Source organism: Rubripirellula reticaptiva (assembly GCF_007860175.1).
Taxonomy (GTDB): domain Bacteria; phylum Planctomycetota; class Planctomycetia; order Pirellulales; family Pirellulaceae; genus Rubripirellula; species Rubripirellula reticaptiva.
In genome coordinates this window covers 230,432-243,001 of sequence record NZ_SJPX01000006.1, presented here as the reverse complement: position 1 = coordinate 243,001, position 12,570 = coordinate 230,432, and the positions used below count along the sequence as shown (strand labels likewise).

13 protein-coding genes are annotated in these 12,570 nt (G+C 52.7%); 7 read left to right on the top strand and 6 right to left on the bottom strand.

Translation table 11 applies throughout. The features are described from left to right. Window positions 1-84: 84 nt before the first annotated feature. Together Poly59_RS26525 and Poly59_RS26520 are read right to left on the bottom strand one after the other, a co-directional pair. Window positions 85-858 carry an SDR family NAD(P)-dependent oxidoreductase gene (locus Poly59_RS26525; RefSeq protein ID WP_146537129.1) on the bottom strand — a complete coding sequence of 258 codons (774 nt, stop codon included), beginning with the start codon at window positions 856-858 and terminating at the stop codon, window positions 85-87. Between the two features lie 139 nt (window positions 859-997). Next, window positions 998-1,978 carry an SHD1 domain-containing protein gene (locus Poly59_RS26520; RefSeq protein ID WP_146537128.1) on the bottom strand — a complete coding sequence of 327 codons (981 nt, stop codon included), beginning with the start codon at window positions 1,976-1,978 and terminating at the stop codon, window positions 998-1,000. 553 nt (window positions 1,979-2,531) lie between these two features. Between Poly59_RS26520 and Poly59_RS26515 the strand changes: the two genes are divergently transcribed. The 4 genes from Poly59_RS26515 (at window position 2,532) to Poly59_RS26505 (ending at window position 6,476) form a co-directional block, all read left to right on the top strand. Then, on the top strand, window positions 2,532-3,992 hold the full coding sequence (locus Poly59_RS26515; protein ID WP_246151954.1) for a mechanosensitive ion channel family protein: 1,461 nt from the start codon (window positions 2,532-2,534) through the stop codon (window positions 3,990-3,992). 84 nt (window positions 3,993-4,076) lie between these two features. After that, the gene (locus tag Poly59_RS29825) at window positions 4,077-4,247 is read left to right on the top strand and encodes a hypothetical protein (protein ID WP_186776539.1); all 171 of its coding nucleotides are present in this window, start codon (window positions 4,077-4,079) and stop codon (window positions 4,245-4,247) included. A gap of 87 nt (window positions 4,248-4,334) precedes the next feature. Beyond that, window positions 4,335-5,480 (top strand): AI-2E family transporter, encoded by a 1,146-nt coding sequence (locus tag Poly59_RS26510; protein ID WP_186776538.1) that lies wholly within the window; start codon window positions 4,335-4,337, stop codon window positions 5,478-5,480. 84 nt (window positions 5,481-5,564) lie between these two features. Beyond that, on the top strand, window positions 5,565-6,476 hold the full coding sequence (locus Poly59_RS26505) for a PP2C family protein-serine/threonine phosphatase (protein ID WP_222436174.1): 912 nt from the start codon (window positions 5,565-5,567) through the stop codon (window positions 6,474-6,476). 44 nt (window positions 6,477-6,520) lie between these two features. Here Poly59_RS26505 and Poly59_RS26500 read toward each other — a convergent pair whose 3' ends face one another. Beyond that, on the bottom strand, window positions 6,521-7,129 hold the full coding sequence (locus tag Poly59_RS26500; RefSeq protein WP_146537125.1) for an ANTAR domain-containing response regulator: 609 nt from the start codon (window positions 7,127-7,129) through the stop codon (window positions 6,521-6,523). Continuing rightward, on the bottom strand, window positions 7,122-7,619 hold the full coding sequence (locus tag Poly59_RS26495; protein ID WP_186776537.1) for an ANTAR domain-containing response regulator: 498 nt from the start codon (window positions 7,617-7,619) through the stop codon (window positions 7,122-7,124). Before Poly59_RS26495 ends, Poly59_RS26500 begins: the two co-directional genes overlap by 8 nt. 417 nt (window positions 7,620-8,036) lie before the next feature. On the opposite strand from Poly59_RS26495, the gene Poly59_RS26490 reads away from it, so the two are divergent. Continuing rightward, the gene (locus tag Poly59_RS26490; protein ID WP_146537123.1) at window positions 8,037-9,719 is read left to right on the top strand and encodes a hybrid sensor histidine kinase/response regulator; all 1,683 of its coding nucleotides are present in this window, start codon (window positions 8,037-8,039) and stop codon (window positions 9,717-9,719) included. Window positions 9,720-9,800: 81 nt separating this feature from the next. On the opposite strand, the gene Poly59_RS26485 is transcribed toward Poly59_RS26490, so the two are convergent. Then, the gene (locus Poly59_RS26485) at window positions 9,801-9,980 is read right to left on the bottom strand and encodes a YqaE/Pmp3 family membrane protein (protein ID WP_146537122.1); all 180 of its coding nucleotides are present in this window, start codon (window positions 9,978-9,980) and stop codon (window positions 9,801-9,803) included. Window positions 9,981-10,525: 545 nt separating this feature from the next. On the opposite strand from Poly59_RS26485, the gene Poly59_RS26480 reads away from it, so the two are divergent. Together Poly59_RS26480 and Poly59_RS26475 are read left to right on the top strand one after the other, a co-directional pair. Further along, complete coding sequence (locus tag Poly59_RS26480; RefSeq protein ID WP_146537121.1) at window positions 10,526-10,774, top strand: hypothetical protein; 249 nt, start codon at window positions 10,526-10,528, stop codon at window positions 10,772-10,774. After that, window positions 10,771-11,196 (top strand): HNH endonuclease, encoded by a 426-nt coding sequence (locus tag Poly59_RS26475; RefSeq protein WP_146537120.1) that lies wholly within the window; start codon window positions 10,771-10,773, stop codon window positions 11,194-11,196. Before Poly59_RS26480 ends, Poly59_RS26475 begins: the two co-directional genes overlap by 4 nt. Before the next feature lie 18 nt (window positions 11,197-11,214). Here the strand turns inward: Poly59_RS26475 and Poly59_RS26470 are convergent, their stop codons facing one another. Next, complete coding sequence (locus Poly59_RS26470) at window positions 11,215-12,555, bottom strand: hypothetical protein (RefSeq protein ID WP_186776536.1); 1,341 nt, start codon at window positions 12,553-12,555, stop codon at window positions 11,215-11,217. Window positions 12,556-12,570 lie beyond the last annotated feature (15 nt).

The window sequence follows — 12,570 nt, the reverse complement described above, 5'->3', positions numbered from 1 at the left end:
GGGCAACCTACGTGTCATTGTCGATAGGGAAGCAACGTCGCAGGCTCGAAGCGAGCGCGTCGTTGAGTGAAGGAGCGAGATGGTTCACTGCACGTCTTGCAGTTTGGCAACCAATTTACGTGTTGCAAAGCGTGGGAGAAAACTCGTTGACGTCACCATCAGACGATTTTTCCAACCGGGAATGACGACGTCTTCGTCATTGACGTAGCCCTCGTATCCCGCTTTGGCGACAGCTTCAGCTGACATCGTCGATGACGAAAACATGCCGAGTTTCGCCATGCCTGAGTCATCCCCGAATCCAGATTCCGTTGCACCAGGTTCGAGGCATGTGACATGGACGCCGGAACCGGCTACTTCCTCTCGCAAACCTTCGGTGAACGACAGAACATAGGCTTTTGATGCGTAGTAAACGGACATGTTTGGGCCAGCCTGATAGGCAGCGATCGAGCCGACATTAAGGATTCCCCCCTCGCCACGCTGAAGCATCTGGGGAAGCAGGATTCGGGTGAGGCGGGTCAGGGAAACGACGTTCACCATCAGCATCTCGGTTTGGCGGTCTGTGGAAAGCTCCGCGAATTTACCGAGTGCTCCGAATCCCGCATTGTTGACAAGCGTATCTACTTGGATCGACCGTTCGCCAAGTTGGTCGCATAGCTGATCCGCTGCGTCTTGTTTGGCAAGGTCTATGGGAATGACAGTCGTGTTGACGCCTTGGTTCTCGCTGATTTGCTTGGCCAACTCATTGAGCTTGCCTTCGCTTCGTGCAACAAGAACAACATCGTTACCGCCGCTGGCAAACTGTTTCGCAAGTTCCCAGCCGATTCCGGACGAGGCTCCCGTGACTAGCGTTGTGGGCATGTTTTCTTTCAAGTGAATGGTGGATTGTTCGAAAGTCTCAATCCAAACGGAGCGATTAATGTGCCAAAGGCTGCAAGGTTGCTGGCGGATTACTACGGAAAAACTTACGACATCGTTTCAATCCCTCGCAAACCATTTGCTAGTAGCTGAGTTTTGCAATCGGGCCGACTCGCCATTTGGGATATTTGTTAATCACGATTTGTTTGGCTTGTAAGCTGCTGCGAGCGGTAACGACAACGGTTCGCGGGTATCCATAACGCTGCGTCGGATAGAGTGCGACTTCCCAGACGTCGGTGAGGTCGGATTCTATGGACAGCAGTTTTAGCTCCATCATCTTGAGTTGTTGCTCACGCTGCTGGGCTCTTCGTCTATAGCGTTCTTGGCTGTCAAGGACCAGTCGTTCGCGACTCGAGGTTTCCGTACGTTCGGAATCGCTGACATCATCTTCGTGTGACGCTTGCCATCGCTCAAACGCTGGTTTGACTTGCCCCGCTTCGGTTGCTGCCAACAAAGAGACGGGGACTGTGATTGCGCCCCAGCTCGCTAAATCGATCTGTATGCCCTCGACACGGTAGGTGAAAGGGCCAGCGCCGTTGTCGGCAAGATGAGTCTCAAGTTCTTCTCGCGTCTCTACTTTCACACGATCCACTCGTGACACAACGTCGGGAACGATCTTCGCATAGGCCGCGGGGAGTTCGTCAAGTTCCTGGTCATTGACCAAGATGCGCCCTCGTTCACGCTTGATGACTAATTCTTGTGTTCCGAACCCAATCAGACGTCCCTTCACGACTTGACCGTCGTTCATGTTCCAAGTCGAGTCGTAAGACTCCGAATTTTGAATCGCGGAACTCGGCTTCTTCGAGTTGGCTAATCTATCGCTGCCCCGAACATCCGTGGTTGCGGTGATGTAGTCCTGGTCTTCTTCGGAAAGCTCATTTCTTCGAACCGCGATCAGCTCGCCGTCCGTTTCAAGTTCAAGCACAACGAAGTCTTGGTCAGAAGTAAGCAATTCTGCTTTCACAGAAAACTTGCCTGATTCATCTGTCCACTGACGCATTTCGGCCCGCAACTCACTTACAGAAAGCATTGCGATTAGAAGAAACGGAATGTGACGGTTCATAGAGGATTGCCCTTAGGTGCTTTTGTTTCGGTTTACTATCCAAAACCCATCAGCATGTGGCATGCCAACGGAATCGCGTGCGTGCGGTTCAAAGAGTTCAAGCGAAATGAAAATTCAAACGACGACTGCGTGGACCGCATTCGACCAACATGGCTGCTTTGCGACCGCCGAAAGATAGGGAGTCGACAATTTACGTAGGGAACCTGCTGCCTGCCCGTGTTGGCACTCCGTTTGCGAATGGACACTCTAGTAACATGTCGCAAACACTCAGGCCGCGCCCAGAGTTGACTGGAAAGCTGGAAAGCGACCATCGAAGATCTGATTAGAACCCTATCCGCAATAGCACCCGTCGCTTCGAATCGAACCAGGATGAGCCTACTGGGAAAGCCTGCTGGGGAAGTACGAAGTGAGACCACGGTCGGTTTGGCAAGCCACCGAGTGATTGGTAACCAGAGAATGGGACCAACGCAGCAAGCAGCAAAGAGTCGCGAGCACTCGGGATAATACTCGACAAACACCCATCGATAGAAACCTCTGTTCCGAATCATTCAGCATGATGCCTCACCTTTTAAACCGCACAAAGTTTCAAAACACCATCCGAGTGAGCTTTGCAGTGACCTTGCTGGGATTCCTTACTCTTAGCGTGGTTCCACAGTCGTTGATAGCGCAAGACGGCATAGCCGAAGTCACCGAGAATGTGCCCGACGAAGAAAAAGCCATCGAGACGCCGGATAAGGTGGAGGTCGATCCGCTTGCCGAAGACGATGAGATTTCCTTGCGACTCGAACGAATTTTCACTGCGACCGGCTGGTTCGATTCGCCTACGGTGAAGACGGATGAAGGCGTCGTATTCTTGAGTGGCGTCTCAGACAGCGAGAAGCATCGCGAATGGGCCGAGCGAGTCGCGCAGCGTACTTCGGACGTCGTCGCGGTGGTTAACCGAATTGAAGTGAGGGGCCGGCCCGTGTGGGACATAAGTCCCGCCGTGGCCCAGATGAAGCAGCTTGGTCGAGACTTTGTCCAACTTTTGCCCCTAATGGCTGTTGGGGCATTCGTGCTGTTCCTCGCCTACTCACTGGCAAAGCTGTCTGCTTCGCTCGCTCGGAAACTTGCAGCGAGGCGTGTCGATAGTCAATTGTTGCAACAGGTTTTGGCGAGCGTCGTTGCCGTGCTTGTGATGTTGATTGGTCTCTACATCGCGCTGAAGGTTTCAGGACTCAGTCGACTGGCCGTTACCGTTCTAGGCGGTACAGGTCTCGTCGGCATCGCTCTTGGTTTCGCCTTTCGTGATATAGCTGAAAACTACCTGGCAAGTGTGCTGATCAGTCTGAACCGTCCGTTTAGCGTTGGCGATCTGATCGAGCTCGATAGCTACAAAGGTTTCGTCCGCCGCGTTACCACTCGCGGGACACTGCTGCTAACGGTTGATGGCAACCACATTCAAATTCCCAATAGCACCATCTACAAATCGGCTATCACGAACTATTCATCGTCGCCACGCATCCGAAAAGATTTTATCGTCGGTATCGGGTTTGACGATTCGGTGAGCGAAGCACAAGAAATCATCCACGAGACGTTGGTGAATCATCCTTCCGTGTTGAACGATCCTGAGCCGTTGGTACTTGTCGAATCCTTAGGCTCGGCAACCGTGAACTTGAAGGTCTTGTTCTGGCTCGACGGAGAGCGTTTCGATGCTGGTTCGGTCACTAGCTCGCTGATGCGTCAAGCGAAAACGGCATTGACGGAAGCCCAGATCAGCATGCCGGACGAAGCCCGTGAAGTTGTTTTCCCAAATGGAGTTCCGGTCGCGATGATCGATGAATCGCGTGATTTTTCCGCTGTTAAAGGACGTGTCGCCGTCCGCTCCCAAGGTAAGGCGACAATCGATCGAGACGCTTCGCGTGATCTGGAAACTGCGAGTAAAGGCGAAGGGAGCCTGAAGAACTCGGACGACGAGATTCAGCGGCATGCGGATAACTCGGAAGTCGATGACTCTGAGAACCTAATTGATTAACTCATGGCGCAGGCTTCCAACCTGCGTAATTTCACGGGCTGGCTGAACGGCTAGCTCCATCAACTTGAAACCGGAGACGTAACCATGGCAGAAGAAAAGGGTCAACTCGAAACTTTGAAGGACGCAATCGTGGACGAAGAGAAGAGGCTCGGGGAGGAAGTTCCTGGCGCGCCATTCGCAGTGGTTGGACTCAGCTACATCGTGATTCTGGCGATCGTACTTGCTGGAATCGGCCTGTTCTTTTGGCTGCGATAGTCAGTTCGAGGCTTAGATGTTGTGCCCGCACTAAACGGATGGCACGTTGGAAGCCTTCTGCATAAATTTACCCATCGAGAAACTCAATTGGATACCGATTCCACCGTCCGGTTACCGGTCAATCTTGTTCGTTCGATAACCGTGCTGACGATCATTGTGACGTTGGCATCGGCGTTTGTTCTGGCGAGCGAAATCATCTTGATCTTGTTTCTGGGGGGCCTATTCGGCATCTTCCTTACGAAACTTTCCGCTTGGTTATCTGCGCACCTTCCCGTGGGTTATCGCGGATCGTTGGCGATTGCTGTTGTTTCGCTATTAATGACCGTGACTGGCGGTGCGACATTCTTTTTCGTCCAGATCAATGATCAGGTCGAAGAGGCGAGCGACAAGATCGACGAGGGAATGAACGAACTGCGCGCCGTGATCAACAAGTATCCAGCCTTGAATTCGACGCTTGCAACCACGCCGTTCGTATCCGAAGCTCTTGGGCTCGAGCAGAGCGGCAAGGAAAAAGCGAACGACGAAACAGAGGACAACGGAGGACAGGACGGATCGGCGGAGCCGTCGGGAATGAAACTCGATAGTATCTCTGAACCCGTCAAGCAGGCAGCCGGTACGATAGGAAAAATGTTCAAGACGACGTTTGGCTTGTTGGTGAACAGTCTGCTGATATTCTTCGTGGGTCTATTTTTGGCGGTGTCACCGACGACGTACCGAGATGGAATCGTTCGTCTCATTCCGAGGCCGAAACGCAAAAGAGCGACCGAAGTGCTTGATGCGACCAGCAACACGGTGTGGCGTTGGCTGATCGGTCGATTTGGTTCAATGTTGGTCACGGGCGTTGGCGCATTTCTGCTATTGCTTGCCCTGGGGGTTCCGATGGCGAGCACAATCGGAATCCTGACCGCGTTGTTGACGTTTGTTCCAAACATTGGTGCGGCTATCGCTCTTGGCTTGGCGATCTTGTTCGCACTGCCGCAGGGAACCGGAACCGTCGGAATTGTCATTGGCGGATACATGGCCCTGCAACTCTTCGAAAGCTACGTAGTGACGCCGCTGATTCAACAGAAGGCCGTTTCACTTCCGCCTGCGTTGCTGATCTCCTTCCAAGCAATCATGGGAGTATTGTTCGGATTCATCGGTGCTGCCGTTGCGTCGCCAGTCCTCGCGGCCGGTAAAACGATGGTTGAGATGCTCTATATCGAGGATTACTTGGAATCGGACACGGCGTAGGCTCCCAGCCTGCGATCTCCGAAAGCGGCAGGCTGGAAGCGTATCCAACATTTTATTAATGCATCGCTGTACGAAGGAGAAATGATGTCGGGTCAGATCGAGGTCTTTGGAATAAGCGATCAGGGGCGTGTCCGACCGGTCAATGACGATCAATTCATGATTGCCGATCTTTGCAAGTCCTTGCGTGTCCATACAACAAGTGTAGGACTCGATCAAAGCACTCGTGTGTTCGGTGATACCCAAGGACGGTTGCTCTTAGTGGCCGACGGTATGGGGAAGCGAGATGCGGGCGAGCGTGCCAGTCAAATCGCTCTCGACGGAATCGTCGAGTACGTCCTGAATAACCTGAGCTGGTACCTTCTCAACGACGACTTCGACCAATCCGACTTTGAGCAACAACTCAAAGCAGGGCTGCGTTACTGTCGGGACATCATCGACAACGAAGCGGCTCTTCTCGCTAATCGCGAGGGCATGCAGTCGACACTGACGCTGGCGTACATCGTTTGGCCGAAGATGTTTGTCGTTCATCTTGGAGACAGCCGTTGTTACTTGCTGCGCGGCGGAAGGATCGAACAATTGACCAAAGACCAGTCGGTTGATCGCGGAGCGGCTATCGAGTCGAGTTCGATTGACGAGGATCAATTTCGCGAAGAGCCATCGAAGGTGCTTTGGAAAATCATCGGTGCAAAGAATGACCCTCATCCCGAGGCAACCTCGATCGAGCTGAGAATAGGCGACGCGATCGTGTTATGTACTGACGGCCTGACCGCGCATGTTGGAGACAAACGGATCAACGAAGAAGTGACTGGCGATAGACCACTCAGCGAAGCTTGTGAAACACTGATTGCCGAAGCGAATGAGGCGGGTGGCGAGGATAACATCACGTTGGTCGCCTGTCGGTTTCGCGACAAAAACTCTCTTGAGACGCAGTTCAGAGCGGAAGAAGTACCACGCGAACAAAACGCGGTTGGTCCACCTAAAATCGCCGCGTCGTAGTGACCGCGAATGAGGATTCATCAGTTCGGAACACCAAGCCACGGTTAGTTTAAAAACGACTCGGCGTTAACGATCGTTTCGGCGATTTCAACAATCTTTTTTCGCTGATCACGCGCCGTATCCTGCAGAAACTTATGGGCGTCCATTTCGTTCAGCTTTTTGCGAAGCATGACAATGCCTTTGGCTCTCTCGATAATCGCTCGGCTATGCAATCGAGTTTCCAACGATTCGACTTTCGTTCGCAATGACTCAAGGTAATGAAACTGACGCTGAGCTAGATAGATCGCTGGCTGAAGATCTTCCTCGGTGACGGGTTCAATCAGATACGCCATGACATGATCCTTCATCGCTCGTTCGATATCGTCTAAGTCCGCTGATCCGGCAACAACCACGGCAGCCCGAGGTTTCTCTTCACCGATGCGGATCAAAGCCTCGATTCCGTCCATGTCGCGGAGCTGTTTTGACGAAATGAACATGTCAGGCGGGTCCGACAGACCGAACTCCATCAGGACACTTCCCGAATCGGTATCCAAGCCCACACGATGCCCCAGCGTTTGCAACATGACCTTCAATAGCGAACGTGTCTTGCAATCACCATGTGCCAAGTAGATTCGCTTAGAAACTCTGCCTCCATTGGATTCACTGTCATTCATTCTCATCATCTCGCTGATCCGTCGGTAACGCTTGAAGCTGGTTTTCCAAATTGCTCGCCCGATCCTCGAGCGAAATCATTTGTTGATGCCGTCGCCGAGCAAGGTAGATCGCCGGACGTAGCGTCTTGTGCGTCACCGGTTCGACCAGAATCCCCATCATGTCATCGGTCATCAGTCGCTTCGCCCGGTCTAGGTCAGCGCCTCGGATGATCGCGATGACAGGAATCTGCGTCTCGTTGCTCATTCGGTTGACCAACTCAAACGTGTCGAGGTCAGCCAAGGATTGACCGACGATCGCCATGTCGGGTTCCTCTTTCAGACATCTCTCCAGCATCGTTTCGCCCGAATCGGTCGAAAGGATCACGTGGTGCGACAACTGCTGAAGGATCGCTTCAATCACCTTGCGGGATTTTCCGTCACCTACCGCGAGAAAAATGGTCAGCTCTCGATCTGGCTGATAGGGCAGCACACTGGATGAAGTCACTGTCACGGGAAACCTTGGGAAAACAGGCGTAGTCGCAGCCACAAGTTGCCAGCTCGTGCCCTCCGCCGAGCGAACAAACTGACGGTTTGTGGATACGACGGTCATTTATAACCGACACGCAAATACGAACAGCCAGCAAACACGACCAGCTCGCAAATAGCGGGCCAAATCTGTTTCGCGGTCAAACAGCCATCTTCTTCATCTCACACACATGCTAGAAACCGGTGTAGCGGAAACGTTGTCGAATCGACGAAAGATGGTATCATGTGAACGACACGAAAGCCTATGGCAGCCTTTCGCGAATGCACCTCGGGGTGTGTTCCGCTATCAGCGTTCTCTTGCGCGCTTGGCCCATTCGTGTTCTAGCTGGACCGAGTTACAGCCATCTGCAGAGGGACGCGTCATTGCGTTAGGAACTTTGCCATGGGTACTCTGATGAGCCACGCTGATTTAGGACGACCGAGTCATACAGCCAATTCGCCTCGCACGCTGCAAGGGCTCGGTGACGATTCGGTGGCATTCGCCGAAAGAATCAGTCTGCTACTTGATTCCACCGCCGAGGGAATCTGCATGATCGACGTCGATGGCAACTGCACCTATTGCAATCGGTCAGCGGCGAAAATGCTGGGGTATGACGTCAAAGAGTTGCTGGCCAAGTCGATGCACGAGTCAGTGCTCTTCAAACATGCCGATGGAAGTGTATATCAAGTAGCGGACAGTCCGATCTATGGTTGCTTGAGCAATGTCGGAAAAGTCAGCCGATCCGACGAAGTGTTTTGGCGCAAAGATGGATCGTCTTTTCCAGTGGAGTACTGGAGCCAGATGATTGTCGAGAATGACGAGTGTGTGGGTGCCGTCGTTACCTTTGTTGACATTACCGAACGGTTGAAAGTTGCAGACGAACTTCGCGCTGCTCGTGATGCGGCCGAACGGGCTAATCAAGCCAAAAGTCAATTTCTGGCGAACATCAGTCACGAGCTGCGGACGCCGATCGCTGCGATCCTCGGCTTTACTGAAGTGCTAAAACAGGAAGTGACTGATCCGCGAACGCATGGCCGGCTCGATGTCATTCATCGCAATGGAAACTATCTCATCAAACTGCTCAACGACGTGCTCGATCTCTCGCGCATCGAAGCCGGTAAGTTGACAATCACAAAGTCGTCAACTCCGCTTGGTCAACTGCTTGATGATGTGAATGAGTTGATGCAGGTGCGTACGGTTGAATACAACAATAATCTTGATTTTCATTATCCAGGCGACCTACCTGTCACGATCAGCACCGACCCGGCTCGTTTGCGTCAGGTGCTTACCAATTTGCTTGCCAACGCACTCAAATTCAGTCCTAACGGACAGATTGATCTGAAAGTTCATTTGGATGACGCAAACCAAAATTCGCGGCTGATGTTCATTGTGAAAGACAATGGGATCGGAATCAGCGACGAACAGCAACGCCACTTGTTCGAGCCATTTCAACAAGCCGATGCTTCGATCAGCGAGCGGTTTGGTGGCACTGGACTAGGACTGAGTATCACTCGTCGACTAGTCGAAGCGCTCGGTGGCGAGATCGCGGTCGAAAGTACCATAGGAAGCGGCAGCACCTTCACTGTATCGATTCCGGTCGCGCCAATCGGCGAAGTAAGGCCGTTACGGTACGAGAAAAGTCTGCGGCGAGATCACGTTGTCAAACAGCGACCAATGCGAAACGGAACTCCAGGCAAGCTCGTTGCGAAAGTTTTGATCGCCGATGATATGCGAGACGTCCGATTCGTAGCTGAACATTTTTTGAAGAGAGCAGGTTGCAGTGTCCACATTGCCGAGGACGGTAGGCAAGCGGTTGACATGGTTTTCAATGCTCAAACATCGGGAAAACCATTTGATCTCGTGCTGATGGACCTGCAGATGCCGGTGCTTGACGGAATGTCGGCCGTTATCATGTTACGAGATCAAGGCTGCGAGGTGCCAGTGATCGCCTTGACTGCAGACGCGATGAAGGGCACCCGCGACAAGCTGCTCGACGCAGGTTTTAACGAGTACCTTAGCAAACCACTGGACGCGAAATCATTGTTGACTGTCGCGACGAAGCTTGTGGTTTCGGCCGTCGAGTAAGCTTGCTCTTTCCGATAAGTCGGTCGCCTGCGGTTTCAGTTCTCACAGGCTGGGAACCGGTGCAATGATCGGTTTACTACGCTACAGAACGACAATCAAAGCATGAATGACGCCAACGATCCAAAAGCCCACAATCGTTAGGACAAGGTTCAGCCAAAACTGAGTTCCGAGACCCGACTTCATGAACACGGCGAGCGGTGGAAGCAGGAAAGCGAGGATGATGCTTAGGATAGTGTTTGGCTTGGATACAGCAGTCGACATAATGAAACCTTTCGTTTGTGGGCTTGTGCTGGAACGCTCTGCCTTCGTTGCAATCGCCGTGCCAATGTGAGGCGTGTGATTTAATCGGTGCAACCACAAACTGTTTGCCTTGGCTCTAAATCATTCACAGTGCTGGAAGCACACGGCGGCGGTGACACCACCAACGTGAACGATCTCTGACCTCGCTGAACTAGAACCGACCTTCCGACATGCCAGATTGAAGTCGTGTGGACCGAACTCCTTTCAAAAACTCTCTCCGCACATGTGGACTTACAATGGCGTTTGCAACGCCGCAATTTGAATTCTGGAAACTTTCTGGACAACGTTGCCTGAAAACAACGCCTGATTCCGTGTCGTAATGTCGGCAGAGTTCTCGCCCTCGTTAACCTGAAAAAGGCAATCGTTCGAATCGTGATCGCCCAGGTTCGACGTGGCTTTCAATGGTGACAACCTGCACCGGGCCAGCGGGAAATGTTCAGCTGGCCGCATGCGGCAGGTAGGACTACAATAAGGGCTAGATCTTGTTGGCAAATTTTGGAGCAAACATGGACAGCGAATCCGAACTATTGTTCAGTTTAAGCGAGAACGAGCTTGAAGCCTTGGCTGACGGCAACCTTGCACCTTCATCGCAAGAAAGACTCGATGCGTTGCTTGAAAAAAACACAAACGAATCGCTGGATGGTGACGAAGCCAAAGAGCTCGACTTACTTCTATCTCGCGTCGATCAGCTCAATATCTTGAAAACACGTGCTCGCCTGACCTTGAAACAGCATGCGGAGGCCGCTCGTCAGTGAGCGTCTACATTTCCGCGGAATTGCGTCGACAAGTTCGTGCTGCGTTCCGTGATTGCTGCGCGTACTACAAAACTGCCGAGCATTTGACAGTCGCCATCTTTGAAATTGAGCACATCGTGCCCCGAGCCCTGGCTGGTCCCACCGAACTGGGCAACCTGTGTCTCGCCTGTCCAACATGCAATCGATACAAGTCGGATCGAATCGTCGGTGTTCCTGCCGGGGAATCGGTGGGAACGCCTTTGTTCCATCCACATCGTGATGACTGGAAGCAGCATTTCGCTTGGAGCAATGATTGCACGCAGTTAATCGGATTGACGAAGACAGGTGAGTTGACCATCGAGCTTCTTAGAATGAACCGCTCCCAACTCATTCGCGTTCGCCGCATTTGGGTTGCCATGGACGAACATCCGCCAAAGGCTTGACCTATCTAGGTTTTCATCTCACCTGGGTTTCTTGGGAGCGACCGAAGCACATTGCTCCAAATCCGACTCATCAACGGTTTCGTCCAGAACCGATGATGGTGTCTCGCAAAGCGGATCACGGCGATCGGCTTGTGCGAATCCCCATCGCAAGTAATCTGCCAATGGACTGGCCAGCGGCACTGCCTGATCAGCTTGAACACATCGTTCACAAAGTGCATCCAGGTAGTCACGCAAGAGGCCACTTTGTCGCCAGGCATCAGCGTGACTTAACAGCTCGTTGACCTTGCGTTGCTCTTCCGCCTGCAATCTTTCCAACGCGTCCCGACGACGCTGGAGTTCCGCTTCACGCTCAAGGCGAATCCGCTCAGCCTCAGCTTCTTGCCGTGCGATCTCCTCCTGTTCACGCCGGCGAATTCGGATCTCACCAGCTTCCTTGATGAAGCCAAGAATCATGGCATCGAGTTTGCCTTCGATCTTGACTGCTTTGCCGTCCATCGCCAGCGGAGATCGATAACTCGACGGACCATCATCGAACATCAACAAACCGCTGGGCACCAACTCCGTTCGATTCCGTTCCCAAGCATACTTCGCGTCCTTGTTTTTGATCCGGACTTGATTGTGCTTCTCGCGCAGTCGGATGTCAGTGATCTTCTCGCCCGCGATGATCACAACAGTGCTTGTCGTGTGCCCGTTGTATCCACTTCGCTGAATTTCAACGCTCCCGCCAATCGCCTCAACTCGCTTGATCAGCGCATCCATAATTCGCAGCGCACGCTTCCATTGGCTCGAACTCGCTGAAACATCAATGGTTGGCTTGCGTTCTTCGCGGGCATCGTAGTTCCTCTCCGACCAGGGAATCTTGCTTTCGCGGTTGTCCTTTTCAATCTGCTCTCGCCTTCTGGCGATCAGCAGATGAGCCGACCGCAACGTGTCTCGCACGATTACTGGACCCAGCGACTTTGATTTCGCCAACGCGTCAAGAATTTCCTCGTCATACTGCAACTCCCTTGGCGGTCCATTGACCGTCGCCTCGTAATCCTCGTGGCGGTAAAAAGTCAATGATTGCAGATCGGGATCATTGTTGTCCGGTAGCTTTGTCCTAGATGGCTTTTTCCCGTTACCTAGTTTGGCCCAATAGCCTGGGTAGGGCTTCGGAATGTCATACAACTTGCACACCTTGCCGATCATCACGTCCGAGCATCCCAGCTCATTTACCAGTTTCGTCGCAGGCTTCGACCAGACGAACTCGTAAAACTCCTCCCGAGAATACGTCCGCATTTCGCATTTCAAGACTGTCAGGCTGCTGGGGCGTCGACGATTTCGGATCGGGTTCGTTGGTCGGCTGGTCGGACATGGCATTGAATTTCTCTTGCG

Excerpts from the sequence above, each read along its gene's own strand:
- Poly59_RS26525 (WP_146537129.1), bottom strand. The coding sequence starts at position 858 with ATGCCCACAACGCTAGTCACGGGAGCCTCGTCCGGAATCGGCTGGGAA.
- Poly59_RS26520 (WP_146537128.1), bottom strand. The coding sequence starts at position 1,978 with ATGAACCGTCACATTCCGTTTCTTCTAATCGCAATGCTTTCTGTAAGT.
- Poly59_RS26515 (WP_246151954.1), top strand. The coding sequence starts at position 2,532 with ATGATGCCTCACCTTTTAAACCGCACAAAGTTTCAAAACACCATCCGA.
- Poly59_RS29825 (WP_186776539.1), top strand. The coding sequence starts at position 4,077 with ATGGCAGAAGAAAAGGGTCAACTCGAAACTTTGAAGGACGCAATCGTG.
- Poly59_RS26505 (WP_222436174.1), top strand. The coding sequence starts at position 5,565 with ATGTCGGGTCAGATCGAGGTCTTTGGAATAAGCGATCAGGGGCGTGTC.
- Poly59_RS26500 (WP_146537125.1), bottom strand. The coding sequence starts at position 7,129 with ATGAATGACAGTGAATCCAATGGAGGCAGAGTTTCTAAGCGAATCTAC.
- Poly59_RS26490 (WP_146537123.1), top strand. The coding sequence starts at position 8,037 with ATGGGTACTCTGATGAGCCACGCTGATTTAGGACGACCGAGTCATACA.
- Poly59_RS26485 (WP_146537122.1), bottom strand. The coding sequence starts at position 9,980 with ATGTCGACTGCTGTATCCAAGCCAAACACTATCCTAAGCATCATCCTC.
- Poly59_RS26480 (WP_146537121.1), top strand. The coding sequence starts at position 10,526 with ATGGACAGCGAATCCGAACTATTGTTCAGTTTAAGCGAGAACGAGCTT.
- Poly59_RS26470 (WP_186776536.1), bottom strand. The coding sequence starts at position 12,555 with ATGCCATGTCCGACCAGCCGACCAACGAACCCGATCCGAAATCGTCGA.